This is a genomic window from Planosporangium flavigriseum, assembly GCF_011947225.1.
Lineage (GTDB): Bacteria > Actinomycetota > Actinomycetes > Mycobacteriales > Micromonosporaceae > Planosporangium > Planosporangium flavigriseum.
The window spans coordinates 77,941-94,822 of record NZ_JAATVW010000016.1; the positions used below are offsets into that span (position 1 = coordinate 77,941).

Below are 16,882 nucleotides of genomic sequence, written 5' to 3' on the forward strand. Positions count from 1 at the left end.
AAGCCGGGTCACCGCATCCGGCCGACCGCCTCCCGGAGTCGGGCCATGTCGCGGCGGCGCCGCTCGTACGTGGTGGCGAGCCCGACCAGGAGCAGGCCGGCGACCGCGAGCGGGATCCACCGCGGCACCAGGTCCCAGAACCGCACGACCTCGTGTACGGCGACCAGGGCCAGTACCGTGCCGCCCACCACGACGGGCGCCTGCCTGCGGCGCAACGATCCGACAACCACGACGATGACGGCGGCGGCGCCGAGCGCGAAGCGGCGCGCGGGCTCGCCGGCGCCGCCGAGCAGCGTCGCGGCGCTCGGGGCGAACCCAGCCAGCAGCGCCGGTCCGTACGCCGACCAACTGTGCAGCCCCGGTCGGGTACGCGCGGCGAGCCAGCCGGCGAGCAGCGCCACCCCGGCCGCCGGCAGCGTGTACGCCTCCAGCGTCGCCACCGCGCTCGCCACCAGCAGCAGCCAGTACGCGACCAGTTCGATGGTGGCTGCCGCGGCGACGCGTACCCGACGGCCGGCCGCCGCCTCGCCCGGCAGCAGCGCGCGCAGCCCGAGTGCGACGCCCCACAGCGTGCACACCCCGGCCGAGTGCCGGATCGCCGGGATCGTGAGCAGCAGCGCGACGAACGCGGTCGCGTGGGCGGCGCCCTCCACGAGTCGGCCCTCGACACGCCCGGAGCAAGTCAGCAGCGCGCTCACCGCCAGGGTCACGGCGGCGGCGCCCAGTACCCACAGGGCGGCCCAGCGAACGGCGACGTCTGCGGTGAGCGCGGCGGCGAGGGCGAGACCGGCGGCGCTCGCGGCGGCGACCAGCCACCCGGCCTCCCGGGCGATCCGAACGCGACCGGCCAGGCCGCACAGCGCGGACGCGACCAGCACCACCGCCAGCGCGGTCAGTGTTGCCGCCCGGGTGGGCAGCGCCCCCGCCAGGCCGGCGCCGGTGGCGATCAGCGCGACGGCACCCAGCGCGGGCGACGACCGCCGCAGCGCGCCGACCAGGGCCGCGCCGGCCCCGATGGCGAGGCTGAGCGCCGCGACCGTCGGCCACGGCGCTTGTAGTGCCGCCGCAGTGGCCAGGATCGCCGGGGTCGCCGGAACGACCGCCCAGGTCAGCGCCGGCCGCCCCGCGCGGGACGCGACGAGCAGCGCGAGCGCGAACAGGGCCAGGGTCGCCGCGGCCGGTCCGAACGCGTACGGGGCGACCGGCGCGTCCACCCCCAGGCCGATCCCGGTGGGCGTACCCGACCAGACCTTGTGGACCCAGGCGTACGGGCCGGCCAGCACCGCCCACGTGGCCGGTACGACCGAGGCGAGGGCCGGCCCGGCGGGGACGGTCACCGCCACGGCGGCCGCCGGCCCGGTCCACGGGCGGTCACGCAGGATCGGTAGGACTGCGAGGACCGCGACGGCGTCGCAGAGTACCGCCACGCCTGCGTAGACCCCGTACGGCAGGGGCGTCGCGGCCACCGCCGAGAGGGTGAGCCCCGCGCCTCCCAGGAGCACGGCGAGCGCGCCGGATACGGCGTACTCCGGCAACCGGCCGCGCGGGATGACCACCGCGACGACCGCCAGCGCCAGGCCGGCGGCGGTGAACGCCCGGACCGTAGCGGGCGTGGCACCGGCCGTCGCCGCGATCGCGGCCAGCAGGAACGGCAGCGCGAGCAGGGCGACGCCGGCGCCCACGGCGCCGACGATCCGCTGCCGGTTCCGGCCCAGGACGGCGACGCCGGTCCCGACGGCGACCAGCGCCGCCAGTACGCCGGCCGTGCTCGCCGGCCGGGCCAGCCCGGCCGCCACCGAGTGCGCGGCCAGCAGGCCGGCCGGTACGCCGTACACCAGCGTCCGGCGTACCGAACGGGCGGTCACCGAGGCCAGTGCCAGCGGCAGCGCCACCATTCCGGCCACCAGCGACGCCGCCCACCAGGGCAGACCGATCACCCCGGGCAGGGCCAGCGCGAGTACCGCACCCGTGCCCACCGCCGCTTCCGCGGTCGCGCCACGGGGCAGCAGCACCGCGATCGCGACGCCGAGAAGGACGATCGCCGGCGGCACCCACCAGTTCGACGCGGCGGGTGGCTGGAGTTCCGCGTGCCAGACCGGTAGCGCGGCCTCGGCCGCGTCCAACCCGAGGAGCAACGCCCAGGCGACCACGCCCAGGCCGGGCAGCCCGGCCGCGGCGAGGATGCCGGCCCGCGGCCCCGTGCGTACCCGTACCGGAAGAGCCCGGACCACGACGGCGAGGGCAGCGATCTCGGCAGCGACCAGCGCGAGTCCCCAGGCTGGGCGGCCGACCAGGGCGACCCGCGCCCCGGCGATCACCACCGCGAGCGCCGCTGCACCGGCCGCGACGTGCCTCAGGACCGGCACTGGCCCGGCCATGGCGGCGGCCACGACCACGGCAGCGGCGAGGATGAGGACGAGGCCGGTCCGGATCGCCGGCCCGTACGCATCCCCGGATATCAGGGCCCCGAGCAGGGGCCCGGCGGCGCTGACAAGGGCGACGCCGGTCAGCGTCCACGCGACGATCGACAGCGCCCGTGCCCGGTTGGCCCACCGTGCGACGGCGAGGTTGGCGGCGGCGAGCACGGTGAGGACCCCGGCCCACCCCGCCATGCCGAAGCCCGCGTGTAGCACGAACAGCGGCAGGACCGGTTGGGCCACGACGAGGGCCAGGAAACGGGGACCGGTCAGGCGCGTCACCACGCCGTAGCCCAGCGCCACGCAGGCGGTGGTCGCGCAGACGACCCCGGCGTACGTCGCGGGGCGCATCGCGTGGACGCCGGCGAGGTTGACGTACCAGGCCGCGTACCCGTCGAGCAGCACCAGCAGCAGGCCCAGCGCGGCGAACGTCTCGGCGGTGCCGGAGAGCCGGCGCAGCAGCGCGACCGGCGGCGCGGCCAGCGTGAGCGCAGTCACCACGCCGAGGATCGAGGCCCGACCCACCACGCCGAACCTGGCCCACGCCACGGCGGTGAACACGATCGCCGCGCTGGCGAGCAGGAGGCCGCCCAGGATGAACAGGACGTTCTGCGTCGTGCGGGTCGAGGCCTCCGGCCGGGCTGAAGGCGTGGGCGCCGGTTCCGGTGCGGGCATGGGGGCAGCAGGTACGGGCGCTGGCGTCTGCTGGACCGTGACGCTGGCGCGTACCCGTGCGGCCAGTTCGTTGCGTCGCAGCTGGGCGTCCCGCAGCCGCTCCACCGCCTCGGCGTACCCCTGGCGGGCGCGCTCGACCTCTCCCGCGAGCCGCTCGATCGCGCCGCCCAGCCGCATCACCTCGGCGGCCTCGGGGTCCGGTCCCCGGCCGCAGCCGGGGCAGCCGGTGGCCAGGTTGGCCGGGGAATTACAGGCCGGGCAGGGGTACGTGGCCGGGTCCGGTTGATTCATGCATACAAGATCGGCACAACGTCGGGAAACTTGTGTCCTCGACACGACTGTCGAAGGTCACAACTTCACCTACGCTGCGCCGATCCTGTACCGGGCCGGTGAGCGAGAGAAAGGAATTTGTCTATAAGGTTTCCCCTCCATGTACCGATGGATCAGGCTGAATGGCCACAGCGCCCGCATGGGCTGATCACACGACGACGAGAACCAGCGCGGTCGCCGCGAGGACGAGGCCGGCCAACTGGAGTGGCCGGATCCGCTCCCGGTCGATGGCCAGCGCGAGCAGGATGGTGGTCGCGGGGTACAGCGACGCGATCGGGGCGACGACGCTCAGCACGCCGTCGCGGGCGGCCAGCAGGTACGCGATATTGGCGGCGAAGTCGAGGGCGCCCGCGGGCACGGCCCACCGCAGAGCCGTGCCGGTGAGCCGCGCGGCGGTACGGGTGCGCCACAGCAGCAGCCAGCCGACGCCGAGGCCGGTGAGCTGGGACGCCGCCAGTGGCCAGAGGCCGACGCCGTCGCCGGCGCGCGACAGCAACGTCATGAACAGGCCGAAGCTCGCGCCGGCGGCGAGCGCCAGGCCGACAACGGCTGGGCCGATGGGTTTGTGTCCGTCGCCGGGGCCGGCGCTCACGAGCGCGATCGCGCCGATCGCGCAGGCGGCGCCCACCATCGCCGCCGTGCCCGGCGCGCCGTCGAGGGCGATGCCGATGAGGAAGGGTACGAGCGCCGACGTGACCGCGGTAACCGGCGCGACGACCGTCATCGACCCGGCCGCGAGTGCTCGGTAGAGCAGGGTCACGCCGGACATGCCGAACAGGCCGGCCACCGCACCCCATCCGAGGGCCGCCGTTGTCGGTGCGCCGCCGAGGAAGATAAGGCCGAGCGCGAGCACCGGCAGGCCGGCGAGCCGCGACAGCACTGCCACCGCGAGCGCGGCTGCGCGCTGGCTGGCCTTTCCGCCGCAGAAGTCGGCGGTGCCCCAGACGATGGCGGTGGTGAGGGCGAATAAGAGCGACAGCATGATGGATGGACAGTAATCGCGGCCTGACCTCGGCCGACGACCTGGTCATTCTTTCGGGGTCAAGGTGGCCGCGCCGGCGTTGACGATGTTCGGCGGGATGGGTGTCGCCAGCCGGGGGAGGCGACGTTGGCTCCCCCGGCTGTCCCACCCAGCCGAGCTGGCTGCCATTGCAATATAGCGTAAACGTGACGAAACGCCGCATAACCGGCGGAACTCGGTTGCGCCGCCGCCGCCTCCTCCTGGATCATGGAGCCAGGGGAGCGGTAATGGACGCGTATCTGCAGGTGACAGGCTCGATCGCGGTGCCGCGATCCGAGCTGGTGTGGCGGTTCAGCCGCTCCAGCGGGCCCGGCGGCCAGTCAGTCAACACCGCGGACTCGCGCGCCGAGCTGCGCTTCAATCTGGCCGAGACGGAGGCGCTGCCCGAGCACCTGAAGAACCGGGCGCTCGACCGGCTCCGGTCCCGCCTGGTTGACGGGGCGCTCGTCGTGACCGCCTCCGAACACCGGTCTCAGCTTGCCAACCGGCGGGCGGCTGAAGCCCGGCTGGTCGCGTTGTTGGTCAACGGGATCGCGCCGCCCGCGCGTACCCGGCGGCCGACCCGCCCGTCCCGAGGCGCGGTACAGGCCCGGCTCGACGCCAAGCGGCGACGGTCGCGGACCAAGCGCCAGCGCCGCGGGCTCGATGAGTGATTCCCTACACCGGGTTCGCGGGCGGCGCCCTGTAGAGTCCCGACGTGCAATACGTTCCGTTTGAGCAGCGTGAGCCCGACTCTCAGTACCGGGATGTCCTGGCCCGGATCGTGAAGCACGGCGAGACCTCGCCGACCCGGCAGGGGCCGGCCGCCCGCACGCTCATGCAGCAGACGATGCGCTTCGAGTTGGCCAACGGCTTCCCGGTGATCACCGACCGCAGCATCGCGTCGTTCTGGCAGAAGCCGATCGGGGAACTGTGCGCGTTCATCAACGGCGCGACCACCCTGGATGAGTTCGCCGACTTCGGCTGCGACTGGTGGGGGCCCTGGGCCACCCCGGAGAAGACGGCCAAGCGCGGGCTCCCGGCGGGTGACATCGGGCCGGGATCGTACGGCGGGGCGTTCCACGACTTCCCCACGATCGAGGGCCAGCCGTTTGACCAGTTCAAGCACTTGGTCGAGCAGATGACGGAGTTCCCGGCCGACCGCACGCATTTCGTGAGCCCGTGGATCCCGCAGTACCAGATCCGGGGCGAGGGTAAGCAGCCCAAGACCACGATCTCGCCGTGCCACGGCTGGGTGCACGTACGCGTCATCAACGAGCGGATCCACCTGCACATGTTCCAGCGCTCCGGCGACGTGCCGGTCGGCGTTCCGTCGAACATGGTGCAGTACGCGGCCCTGACTCTGATGTTGGAGCAGTTGACCGGCTTCACCGCCGGCGTCTACTACCACACGATCTCCGACGCGCACGTGTACGAGGATCAGATCGACAAGGTGCTCCCACTGCTCGACCGGGAGCCGCGCCGGCTGCCCACCGTCCACCTCACCGAGGCGGGCAAGAAGATAACCGACATCCACGACTTCCGGGCCGAGCACTTCGAGCTGTCCGATTACCACCCGCACCCGGCGGTCGGCCGGATCCCGGTCGCGCCGTGAGGACATCTCTTTTCCTCGCGGCCAGCGAGAACGACGTCATCGGCCGGGACAACGATCTGCCCTGGCACCTGCCCGCAGACCTGCGGCGGTTCAAGTCGCTCACGAGCGGACACGTCCTGGTGTGCGGGCGGCGGAACCACGAGTCGATCGTGAACCGGCTGGGGCGGCCGCTGCCCGGTCGGATCACGGTCGTCACGACGCGTCAGGTACGACCCGGCGAGGGGCCGGTCATCTACCAGCCGTCGGTCACCGCGGCCCTGTCGGTGGCCCGGGCGATCGAGGAGTTCGCCGGTAAGGACGAGGTCTTCGTCATCGGCGGGGCCCAGATCTACACCGAGGCGCTGCCCGAGGCCGACATCATCTACCTGACCAGGGTGCACGCCGAGGTCGAGGGCGACGTGCGGATGCCGGCCGGCTGGCTCGACGGGTTCAAGCTGGTCGAGAGCGAGCCCGGCCCGGCCGGTGAGGAACTGCCCTACACGTTCGAGCGCTACGAGCGCGGATAGGTCTCGCATGGCGCTCTACCAGTTGGAAAACTTCCGGGTACCCGAACAGCTCGCCGACATGCAGGCGCTCGAACGGGACGGGATCTGCATCTTCTGCCCCGAGCACCTCACCGCTGACGAAAAGCATCCGGTGCTGCACGAGACCGAGCACTGGGTCGTCACGAACAACAAGTACCCGTACGTGAACACCCGCCTGCACCTGCTGCTGGTACCCCGGGCGCACGTGGAGGATCTGCTGGACCTCGAGCCGGCGGCCCGCAACGAGTACTGGTCCGTGCTGGAGTGGATCAGGGACACGTACGGGTTGATGTTCTACAGCATCGGCTCGCGCAACGGCGACTTCCGCTATACCGGTAGCTCGATCGCGCACGTCCACGTGCACGTTGTCGTCGGTGACGTGGACGACCCCGAGCACGACGGGGTGCGGTTCAAGATGAGCCACCGGCCTGAGAGCTGATATCCACCCAGATCAGTTCTACCCCGGCGGCGCGCAGGATGGCGTCGCCGTCGAGCATCGCGTACGGGCCGGCGAAGTAGCAGCGCGTGAAGCCGGCCTCGGCGACCAGCCGGGCGCAGGCCGGGCAGGGGAAGGTCGACACGTACAGGGTGGCGCCATCGAGGCTCACCCCGTCGCGGGCGGCGCGGGCCACGATCGCCGCCTCGGCGTGCTGCGCGGTCGACAGGTCGGGGCGCAGGCCCCGGTGGAACTCGTTGCGCGGGTCGCCGTCGAGGTAGGGCGCGTACTCGGTCGGGTGGTGGCGGTTGTACGCCGTACTCAGGATCTTGCCGTCGCGTACCGCGACCGCGCCCACCTGGCGCCACCAGTCGGAGCTGTGCTGCGCCTCGACGACCGCCAGGCGGGTCAGCTCGCGGGAGACCTCGTCGGCGGTGACCGTACCGTCGTAGTCGGCCGGCTTCTCGGCCAGGCTCCAGGGCCGGGCCCAGCGCAGGAAGGTCCGCTCGAAGATCACTTCGCGGCCGTGGGCGAGGTTCCGGTTGGCGACCAGCTCTCGCATGATCTCTTCGTCGGGAACGACCAGGGTGTCCGCGGTGACAGCCTGCCGCAGGTCGTCGGGCTCGACGATCGCCGCCGGGACCCCGGTCGCGCGTAGGTAAGCAGCCGCCCGCTCGGGCGCCAGGGCCCGGATGTCCTTGCGCAGCGCCCGGAACTCCTCGCCGAAGCCGCGACCCAGCAGCAGTACGTCCGCAGCGTCCCGATGCCGCTCCAGGAGCGCCTCGTACCCGGCGTGGAGCACCGGCAGGTACAGCAGCAGTTGCTTCAGGACTTGCCCCCGGTCTCGTCGATCACGTCCTGGATCAGCTCGGGCAGCCGCTCGGACAGCTTCTGGGACATGACCTCGGCCAGCCCCATCTGCAGGCGGCGCAGCCGGGCAGAGGTACTGACCGTGGCCATCCGCTCCAGGACCTCGACCCGCCCGCAGTACTTCTCCTCGAGCTCGGCGATCTGCGAAGGCGTGTACGTCTCGGCGGTCGCGACCAGCACGTCCGGGCGTACCGCCTGGATCAGGGCCCATTTCGGCTCGTCGACGTGCTTGAGCGTGACCAGGCCAACGCCGCGCTGGTGGGTCACCATACGCAGTCGCTCCAGTTCGGGCACGGCCGGGCGACCGGGTCCCTTGCGCCTGCGCAGTTTCTCGTCGCTGTCCAGGCCGACGATGAGGAAGTCACCGAAGCCGCGGGCGGCCTCGAGGTACATGGAGTGGCCCTCGTGCAGGATGTCGAACGAGCCGCTGGTCAGGACGACCTTGAGCCCAAGTACGCGCAGCGCCTGCACAATCTCCGAGATCTGGTCGTAGCTCTTGACGTACCGCATCTCGAAGTTGGAGGCGTCGGCGAACAGCCCGCTGTTGTTCTGCATCGAGTACCTGCCCTCCTAGCCCCGCGAAGCATAAAGGGTCAGCAGGCCTGCTGGCACAGTCGGGCACGGTTTGCGCCCTTCCTTACAGTCAGTGAACAGGGTGGTTCAGCCGTCGCCCTTGCCGTTGCCGCCCTTGCCGTTGCCGTTGCCGGTCCGGGCGCGCTGCTGCTTGAGCCACTCCTCAAGGCGCCGCTTGGCAGCGTCGACCTCGCTCTTCGCGGTGACGGAGGTGGTAGGCGCGGCTGCGGGTTTCGCCGCCGATCCGGTCCCGGCGCCGGTCCCGGCGGCCTTCGCATCCGCGGGCTTGGTGCCGGGCAGGACCACCGGAACGGCCACGGCGCCGGTGACCGTCGCGCGGCAGGCGGCGTCGTTGAGGGTGAAGTCCGTGGGGATCGGGTTCGATCCCTGGTATCCGCCGGTCAAGCTCACCGTCGCGGTCGCGGCGGGAGCGAGGGTCCCGGTGCCGCGGGCAGTGACCGAAGGCCCGGACTGTGTCCATGCCGCCCCGGTGCCACCGGTCACCTTCTGATCGGCCGGGAAGTCGAAGCGCAGGGTCCAGTCGGAAACCGGCTTGCTGCCCACATTGGCGACGGAGACATCGACGGCGAACGCCCCGCCCTCGTCCTTCTTGGTCTGGTAGCGCACTTCGCAGGTGGCCGGTGGGGTCGTGTTCTGCTGTGCCGGGATCTCCGACATGGCGGCCGCCGTCGCGGTCGACTTCCCGTCCATCGTCGACCAGGTCGCGACCCCGGTGACGGTGACGATCGCGGCCGCGCCCGCCGCCATCGCGGCGACCCGGGGGCGCCGGCGGCGCTCGTCCCGCTTCGCGGCGAGGGAGGCCGGCACGCGGTCGTTGATGGGCTCCGTCGCCCCATCCGTCGACACCGGCACGTTCCAGGTGAGCGCGTCGTCGCGCGGAAGGGGTACCCGGATGCCGGCGGCAGCGGCGAGCGTACTCGCGACCTCCTCGGCCGTGGGGCGGTCCGCAGGCGCCTTGGCGAGGCTGCGCGTGCAGACGCCGGCGACGGCTGCGGGCAGTCCGGCGATCGTCGGCAGGGGGCCAGGGTCGGTGTACCGGTGCGCCGTGATCATCTGAGTGACCGTCTCCGCCTGCCATGGCAGCTGGCCGGTGAGCATGCGGAACAGCAGCAGGCCGAGGGCGTAGACGTCGCTGGCGGTGGTCACCGCGCTGCCGCCCAGCCGCTCGGGCGCCAGGTAGGCCGGGGTGCCGAGTACGGTCGGTGAACTGTCGGCGTTCGCGCCGACGACCGCCGCGATTCCGAAGTCGACTACTTTCACCCCGGCGGGCGTGAGCATCACATTGGCCGGCTTGATGTCGCGGTGCACCAGGCCCCGCGCGTGCGCCGCGGCCAGGGCTGCGGCGACCTCGGCCGCCACCCGTACCGAGACGGCCCACGGCAGCGGCCCCTGTGCGAGCCGGGCGTCCAGCGTGCTGCCCTCGACGAGTTCCATCACGACGAACGGCACGCGGCTGCCGTCCTGCTCGACCACTTCGCCGTAGTCGTACACGCTCGTCACGTGCGGATGGGACAGGCGGCCGGCCGACTGCGCCTCGGCCCGGATGAGGTCCCGGGAGGCTTCGTCGCCAACGTATCGGCCGCTGAGCATCTTTACGGCCACGTGGCGGCCGAGTACCTCGTCATAGGCCCGCCAAACCACGGACATCCCGCCTGCGCCCAAGCGGTCGACCAGGCGGTACCGATCAGCTAGCAGACGTACGGCTCCCATGCCTTGGAGATGCCCCTATCAACGTTGGTCTACACGTCTTTATAGAACTCCTAATTTGTGGCAAAAACGTACCAAAGGATCGGCCTTCTTCTCAGCAGGCGCGAGCGGCACGCGGGGCATAGGCTGAATTAACTCGGATGGGTGGGTACGGAGGGTGGAGCCGCGGTGGATCGACACCGGCGTTCCGAAGGGGACTTGCAGGTCGTTGTCGTCCCGACGGGGGCGGACAGCGTCCAGCTCGCCGTCATCGGCGAGGTCGACTGCATAACGTCTCCGCGGCTCAAGGCGCGACTGTGGTGGGCGCTGGCCGAGTTCGACCCCCGTGAACTCGTTGTCGACCTGTCGGGGGTGTCGTTCCTCGACAGCACCGGGCGCGGCGCCCTCCTGTACGGCTGGCGGATCGCGCAGCGGCACAACTGCCAGCTCACCGTCGCCGACCCACAGCCGCGGGTGCTCGCCATGCTGCGGATCGCCGGGGTGGCCGCGCATCTGGGGCTCGACGCCGCGCACTCGTAATTCGCGGATCTTGGACACTTGGACCGCTATCGGCGGCCCAAGTGTCCAAGATCGCCAAAAACTAGCCGAGACCGTTGCGCATGGCCCCGATCAGCTCACCGTCGGGGGTGTCGCCGCTGAGCTCCCAGAAGAACGCGCCGCCGAGTCCCTGGCTCTTCGCGTACGTCATCTTGCCGCCGATGGTGGCCGGCGTGTCGTAGCTCCACCAGTTGCTGCCGCACTTGGCGTACGCGGTGCCGGCGATCGTGCGGTTGGCCGGGCAGGTGTTCTTGAGGACCTTGTAGTCCTCGATTCCCGCCTCGTAGGTGCCCGGCGCGGCCCCGGTCGCCGTGCCGCCCGGGGCTTCCTGCGTGACGCCGGTCCAGCCCCGTCCGTAGAAGCCGATGCCGAGTAGCAGCTTGTTCGCCGGGATGCCCTTGCTCTTGAGTTTCTGGATCGCGGCGTCCGAGTTGAAGCCCTGCTGCGGGATACCCGGGTATGAGGTCAGCGGCGAGTGCGGTGCAGTCGGGCCCTGGGCGTTGAACGCGCCGAAGTAGTCGTACGTCATCGGCATGAGCCAGTTGAGGTGCGGCGCCGCGCCGGCGTAGTCGGTAGCGTCGATCTTGCCGCCGTTGCTGCCGTCCGCCGTGATGGCGGCGGTGACCAGCGCACTCGGGCCGAACCGGGACCGCAGCGCGGAGACCACGTTCGTGAAGGCGTTCGGCCCGCTGGTGTCACACTGCAGGCCGCACGCGTTCGGGTACTCCCAGTCGACGTCGATGCCGTCGAAGACGTCGGCCCAGCGCGGGTCCTCCACGAGGCTGTAGCAGGACTCGGCGAACGCGGCTGGGTTCGCCGCCGCCTGGGTGAAGCCGCCGGACCAGGTCCAGCCGCCGAAGGACCAGATCACCTTCAGGTGCGGGTACATCTTCTTGAGCTTGCGGAGTTGATTGAAGCTGCCGCGCAGGGCGCCGGCGTCCCACGTGTCCGCGACGCCGTCGACGCTGTCCGCCGCGGAGTACGCCTTGTCGTAGTCCGCGTAGCTGTCCCCGATGGCGCACCGGCCGCCGGTGGTGTTGCCGAACGCGTACAGCAGGTGGGTCAGCTTCGCCGCCGAGCCGCTCGTGTGAATGTTCTTGACGTGGTAGTTGCGCCCGTAGACGCCCCACTCGGCGAAGTATCCGACGATCTGGTTGCCGCCACCGCCGGGTGGCGGAGGTGGCGGGTTGGTGGTCGGGGGCGTGGTGGTCGGAGGCGTGGTGGTCGGGGGCGCTGTGGTCGGCGGTGGGGGCTGGGTGCCTCCGGCGCAGGGCGCGCCGTTGACCGTGCAGTTGGTCGGCGCGCCCGCGCCCGTCGTGTTGAAGCCGAAGGACGTCGTGCCGCCGGCGGCCACGGCGCCGTTGTACTCGCGGTTCTTGGCGACAACGTGGGTGCCCGACTGGGTCATCAGGGCGTCCCAGTAGGCGCCGAGCGCCGTGCCGGCCGGGAGGTCGAACTCCACGGTCCAGGACGTGATCGCGTTGGAGGTGCCGTTGGTGATCGTGTACGTCGCGGTTTGACCGGTCTCCCAACTGTTCGTGGTGAACGAGGCGGTGACCGAGCCTGCGGCGTTGGCTGCGGAGGCGACGACGGCGATCGCCCCGGTGGCGAGTAGGGCCGCCGTGCCGGCGGCGATGAAGCTTGCCCGCTTTCTGTTCATGGCCTCTCCCGAGGTGTAGGCGCATGACCGATGGACTACCATCGATTTGAGCAGAGACAATAAATAAAGTTAACTAAAACGGCAAGCATCAGCTGGCACTGATCGCCGACGATCGCCTGCGCAGCGGAGATGGCATGGTAGTCGCTAGGCTGACGGTTACTCATGCGTACTCGCTCAAGGAGGTGGGCGGACGTGGCCGACGGTGGAGTGGCACAGACGTCCGCCTATCTCCGGATGCTGTTGCTGCGCCCAGGGGAGTACCGGCGCAGGTGGGAGCGGCACGCGTCCCAGCCGCAGCCGGGCGAGATCGACATTGCCGCCGTCGCTCGGGTGCTCGCCGAGGACGCGAGCGGTGACACCGCCACCGACCTCGTCGCGACCGTGCGGCAGGCGCTGGACGGCGGTGTGCTCGACGCCGAGGCCCTCCGGCTGTTCGTGGACGCGTTCGCGTTCGACGGGCGGGACGCGATCCGGCTGTACGACCTGCTGCGGGGCTCCGACTCGGTGCGGGTCATCACCGGCGAGGCGCAGTCGCTGTCGGAGGAGCACCTGCGGGACGGGCCGCCGCGCCACCAGACCCTCGCGCTGCACGAACTGCACGTGCTGGGGCCGGACGGGACGCCCGCCGAGCACCAGACCATCCAGGTCATCCAGGCGAACGTGAACGGTCTGGCCGGGTACCCGTACCGGTTCGACACCGACGAGCTGGCCGTCGAGGTGATCCGGGGCGGGCGGGTCGGAGACCGGATCTACCGGATCAACGAGAGCCTGTACGCCGTAGACATCCTGCTGACCCGGCCGCTCGAAGCGGGGGAGACCACCCTCACCCAGGTGCGAACGACCTTCTTCTACAAGACGCCGCCCGCCCCCGAGTTCCGCCGCGGGGTGGTGCGCCGGACCGATGACGTGACCATCTGGGTCAAGTTCCATCAGCGCCGGGTGCCGGCCCGGGTGTGGCTGGCCCGGTGGGACGGCATCGACCACGCGCGTATCGTTGATCGTCAGGTCGTGGAGCTGGACGACGATCTGGCCGTGCATTGCCGGTTCGGCCCCATCGAGCAGGCGGTGGTCGGCTTTCATTGGGAGTGGGCCTGAGGTGGTAGCGTGGCGCCCGCAATGTCAGGCCACTCGGCACGACCGCTGTCAATAGGCGGTACGCGTGCGGGAGGAGCACAACATGAAGGTCCTGATCGCGGGCGGGGCCGGTTTCATCGGCAGTACGGTCGCGTCCGCCTGCCTGGACAACGGCCTGACGCCGGTGATCCTCGACAACCTGAGCACCGGCCGCGCCGAGTTCACCCGGGACCGGATCTTCTACCAGGGCGACATCGCGGACGGCGCGCTGATCGACCGGATCTTCGCGGAGCACCCTGACATCGAGGCGGCCGTGCTCGCCGCCGCTCTGATCGTTGTTCCCGAGTCGGTCGAGCAGCCGCTGCGGTACTACCGCGAGAACGTCGCCAAGTCGATCGACTTCGTGGACCACCTGCTCCGCAACGGCTGCGGCAAGGTGCTGTTCAGCTCCTCGGCCTCGATCTACCGGCCCGGTGAGGACTTCTCGGTCGACGAGAACTCGCCGTTCGCGCCGCTCAGCCCGTACGCGCAGACCAAGGCGATCAACGAGGCGATCCTCGAGGACACGGCGAACGCGCACGACCTGCGGGTCATCTCGCTGCGCTACTTCAACCCGATCGGCGCCGATCCGGCGATGCGGACCGGGCTGCAGTTGCGCCAGCCCACCCACGTGCTCGGCAAGATGATCACGGCGGCCGAGAGCGACGACGTGTTCACGGTGACGGGCACCGATTGGCCGACCCGCGACGGCTCCGGCATCCGCGACTACATCCACGTCTGGGACCTGGCACTGGCCCACGTACAGGCGCTGCGGCGCTTCGAGAAGGTGCTGCCGGCCGACGGGGCGAAGCGCTACGAGGCGATCAACGTGGGCACCGGCAACGGCGTCACCGTGCGCGAACTGCTCAACGCGTTCGAGGAGGCGCTGGGCCGGCCGCTGCGGACCGCTGAGGCCGAGTGCCGCCCGGGCGACTCGGCGGGCTGCTACGCCCGTACCGAGCGGGCCGGCGAGCTGCTCGACTGGCACGCCACGCTGTCGGTGGCCGACGGCATCCGGCACTCGCTGCAGTGGTCGGCGATGCGGGATTCGGTGCTGCGGGACTGATCGTCCCACCAGTGCTCGTCACGCCGGCTGCGCGGTGAGCGGGCGGGCGATCTCTTCAAGGCTGCGCCGTTCGGCGCTGACTCCGAGGAACGCCTCGATGACTCCGCCGAGCATCATGACCAACCCGCCGATGGCGAACGCCAGCGCCGCGTCCCCGACCCGACCGGTGCCGACGAGCTTGGCGAAGATCAGGGGGCCGGTGATGCCGCCCACTGCGGTGCCGGTCGCGTAGAAGAACGCGATGGCCATCGCGCGGGTCTCCATCGGGAAGACCTCGCTGACGGTCAGGTACGCGGAACTGGCGCCGGCCGAGGCGAAGAACAGCACCACGCACCAGCACAGCGTCATGCTGGTCGCGGTCAGCCTGCCCTGGCTGAAGAGCAGGGCCGTGACGAGCAGCAGCGCTCCCGACAGCAGGTACGTGCCAGCGATCATCGGTTTGCGCCCGATGATGTCGAACAGCGGCGCCAGCGTCAGCGGTCCGACGAGATTGCCGATCGCGATGGCGGCGTAGTAGTAGCCGGTGCGCCCCGGCGGCACGTGGAAGAACGTGCCGAGGACCTGGGCGTACCCGAAGGTGATCGCGTTGTAGAGGAACGCCTGGCCGATGAAGAGCGCGAAGCCCAGGACCGCCCGCCTGGGGTAGCGCCGGAACAGCGTCCGGGCGATCGTGATGAAGCCGATCGTCGCGCGCTGGCGGATCGTGATGTACGTGTCCGGGCTGGGCAGGTTCCGGTCGATCTCCCGCTCGACGTCGCGTTCGATCCCGCTGACCAGCGCCTCTGCCGCACGGTCGCGGCCGTGGATGAACAGCCAGCGGGGACTCTCCGGCACGTTCCGGCGCACCAGCAGGATCACCACGCCGAGTACGACACCGAGGCCGAACGCCAGGCGCCAACCGAGGTTCGGCGGGAACCGGGTCAGCAGCGGGATTGTGAGCAGCGAGCCGAGCAGGGCGCCGAGCCAGAACGTACCGTTGATCATGATGTCGATACGGCCACGGTGTCGTGCCGGGATCAGCTCGTCGATCGCGGAGTTGATCGCCGCGTACTCCCCGCCGATGCCGAAGCCGGTGAAGAACCGGCACAGGAAGAACCACCACGCGCTGAACGAGAACGCGGTGAGCGCCGTGGCCGTCAGGTACACGCCCAGCGTGATGATGAAAAGTTTCTTGCGTCCGAACCGGTCGGTCATCCAGCCGAAGACCAGCGCCCCGAGGCAGGCGCCCGCCACGTACAGCGCGGCGGCGAGCCCGGTGACCTGACTCTGGGTGATGCGCAGGCCGCTGTCCGGCTGCGCGAGCTGGCCGGAGAGATTGCCGACGATCGTCACCTCGAGGCCGTCAAGGATCCAGACCGTACCCAGGCCTATGACGACCATCCAGTGGAACCGCGACCAGGGCAGGCGGTCCAGGCGTGCGGGTACGTTCGTGCGGACGGTGGCGGTCTGTACCTGGCTCAACCCGCCCCCCTCCGGTCGGTGCCTGGTGCGCCCTGCCCGGATTCCCGGTAAATATCCGAGGTCGGCGAAGTGAGAGACAAGAACGAGTGGACCGACGAGGCCGGGTACGCCATTCTTGATCACGAATGGAAAGCGCGTCAGGTGGCCGGGTGACGGCTGGCTGCCGGTGAAAGGATGGGGCCGTGACGGACGCGGTGGTCTTCGACCTCGATGGTGTACTGATCGACTCCGAGCCGGTGTGGGAGCAGGTGCGGCGCGCGTACGTCGCGGAGACCGGTGGCCGGTGGCTGCCCGACAGCCAGCAGCGGCTGATGGGGATGAGCACCGCCGAGTGGGCCCGGTATCTCAGCGTTGACCTCGGGGTCGGACGCGCCCCGGAGGTCGTGGCGACCGAGGTCATCGACCGGATGGCGCGCCGCTACGAACAGGAGTTGCCGCTGCTGCCCGGAGCGGTCGAGGCCGTCCGCCGGTTGGCTGACCGGTGGCCGTTGGGGCTGGCCAGTTCGTCGCCGGCCCGGCTGATCGCGTCCGTGTTGGAGGAAACCGGCCTCGCGCATCGGTTCGCGGTGACCATGTCGACCGAGGAGGTTCCGCGCGGCAAGCCCGCGCCCGACGTCTACCTCGCCGTGGCCGGGAAGCTGGGCGTCGCGCCCGGGACCTGCGTGGCGATCGAGGACTCCAGCAACGGTCTGCGGGCCGCCCACGCCGCCGGGATGCGCGTCGTCGCGGTGCCGCACGCCGCCTACCCGCCGCAGCCCGATGCGATCGCCCTCGCCGACCGGGTCGTCAACGGACTCGACGAGCTCACCGTGGAGGCGTTGGGAGGGCCCGGCCGCCGGACCCGATGATCGCCTAATTCGGTACCACCGTCACCGTG

At 70.8% G+C, this 16,882-nt stretch carries 15 protein-coding genes; 8 read left to right on the forward strand and 7 right to left on the reverse strand.

Annotated elements, in window-relative coordinates; translation table 11 throughout:
* Positions 1–8 precede the first annotated feature (8 nt).
* A complete protein-coding gene (locus HC028_RS20495; protein ID WP_168078998.1) occupies positions 9–3,383 on the reverse strand; it encodes an SCO7613 C-terminal domain-containing membrane protein in 3,375 nt (1,124 codons plus the stop codon).
* Positions 3,384–3,570: 187 nt separating this feature from the next.
* Complete coding sequence (locus HC028_RS20500; RefSeq protein WP_168078999.1) at positions 3,571–4,404, reverse strand: DMT family transporter; 834 nt, start codon at positions 4,402–4,404, stop codon at positions 3,571–3,573.
* Between the two features lie 266 nt (positions 4,405–4,670).
* On the opposite strand from HC028_RS20500, the gene arfB reads away from it, so the two are divergent.
* Genes arfB through HC028_RS20520 form a run of 4 tightly spaced genes read left to right on the forward strand, consistent with a single transcriptional unit; the run spans position 4,671 to position 7,000 of the window.
* Complete coding sequence (gene arfB / locus HC028_RS20505) at positions 4,671–5,096, forward strand: alternative ribosome rescue aminoacyl-tRNA hydrolase ArfB (protein ID WP_168079000.1); 426 nt, start codon at positions 4,671–4,673, stop codon at positions 5,094–5,096.
* 44 nt (positions 5,097–5,140) lie between these two features.
* Positions 5,141–6,037, forward strand: a complete 897-nt coding sequence (thyA, locus tag HC028_RS20510; protein ID WP_168079001.1) for a thymidylate synthase — start codon at positions 5,141–5,143, stop codon at positions 6,035–6,037.
* On the forward strand, positions 6,034–6,543 hold the full coding sequence (locus tag HC028_RS20515; RefSeq protein WP_168079002.1) for a dihydrofolate reductase: 510 nt from the start codon (positions 6,034–6,036) through the stop codon (positions 6,541–6,543). Before thyA ends, HC028_RS20515 begins: the two co-directional genes overlap by 4 nt.
* Before the next feature lie 7 nt (positions 6,544–6,550).
* Complete coding sequence (locus HC028_RS20520) at positions 6,551–7,000, forward strand: HIT family protein (protein ID WP_168079003.1); 450 nt, start codon at positions 6,551–6,553, stop codon at positions 6,998–7,000.
* On the opposite strand, the gene HC028_RS20525 is transcribed toward HC028_RS20520, so the two are convergent.
* The 3 genes from HC028_RS20525 to HC028_RS20535 all read right to left on the reverse strand — a co-directional run bounded on the left by HC028_RS20525 (position 6,972) and on the right by HC028_RS20535 (position 10,171).
* Positions 6,972–7,799: a deoxycytidylate deaminase gene (locus HC028_RS20525; RefSeq protein ID WP_203981352.1), complete on the reverse strand. Its 828-nt coding sequence runs from the start codon at positions 7,797–7,799 to the stop codon at positions 6,972–6,974. The two genes, HC028_RS20520 and HC028_RS20525, sit on opposite strands and share 29 nt — an antisense overlap.
* A gap of 23 nt (positions 7,800–7,822) precedes the next feature.
* A complete protein-coding gene (locus tag HC028_RS20530) occupies positions 7,823–8,422 on the reverse strand; it encodes an adenylyltransferase/cytidyltransferase family protein (protein WP_168079004.1) in 600 nt (199 codons plus the stop codon).
* Positions 8,423–8,527: 105 nt separating this feature from the next.
* On the reverse strand, positions 8,528–10,171 hold the full coding sequence (locus HC028_RS20535) for a serine/threonine-protein kinase (RefSeq protein ID WP_275408257.1): 1,644 nt from the start codon (positions 10,169–10,171) through the stop codon (positions 8,528–8,530).
* Positions 10,172–10,336: 165 nt separating this feature from the next.
* Between HC028_RS20535 and HC028_RS20540 the strand changes: the two genes are divergently transcribed.
* The gene (locus tag HC028_RS20540) at positions 10,337–10,687 is read left to right on the forward strand and encodes an STAS domain-containing protein (protein WP_168079006.1); all 351 of its coding nucleotides are present in this window, start codon (positions 10,337–10,339) and stop codon (positions 10,685–10,687) included.
* Positions 10,688–10,748: 61 nt separating this feature from the next.
* Here HC028_RS20540 and HC028_RS20545 read toward each other — a convergent pair whose 3' ends face one another.
* Positions 10,749–12,365 (reverse strand): glycosyl hydrolase family 18 protein, encoded by a 1,617-nt coding sequence (locus HC028_RS20545; RefSeq protein WP_168079007.1) that lies wholly within the window; start codon positions 12,363–12,365, stop codon positions 10,749–10,751.
* 192 nt (positions 12,366–12,557) lie between these two features.
* Here HC028_RS20545 and HC028_RS20550 point away from each other — a divergent pair, with 192 nt between their 5' ends.
* Positions 12,558–13,460, forward strand: a complete 903-nt coding sequence (locus HC028_RS20550; RefSeq protein WP_168079008.1) for a hypothetical protein — start codon at positions 12,558–12,560, stop codon at positions 13,458–13,460.
* 82 nt (positions 13,461–13,542) lie between these two features.
* Positions 13,543–14,544: a UDP-glucose 4-epimerase GalE gene (galE, locus tag HC028_RS20555; RefSeq protein WP_168079009.1), complete on the forward strand. Its 1,002-nt coding sequence runs from the start codon at positions 13,543–13,545 to the stop codon at positions 14,542–14,544.
* Positions 14,545–14,562: 18 nt separating this feature from the next.
* On the opposite strand, the gene HC028_RS20560 is transcribed toward galE, so the two are convergent.
* Positions 14,563–16,005 carry an MFS transporter gene (locus HC028_RS20560; RefSeq protein WP_239075509.1) on the reverse strand — a complete coding sequence of 481 codons (1,443 nt, stop codon included), beginning with the start codon at positions 16,003–16,005 and terminating at the stop codon, positions 14,563–14,565.
* A 182-nt stretch (positions 16,006–16,187) separates the two neighbouring features.
* Between HC028_RS20560 and HC028_RS20565 the strand changes: the two genes are divergently transcribed.
* Positions 16,188–16,853, forward strand: a complete 666-nt coding sequence (locus HC028_RS20565) for an HAD family hydrolase (RefSeq protein WP_168079010.1) — start codon at positions 16,188–16,190, stop codon at positions 16,851–16,853.
* Positions 16,854–16,882: the final 29 nt, after the last annotated feature.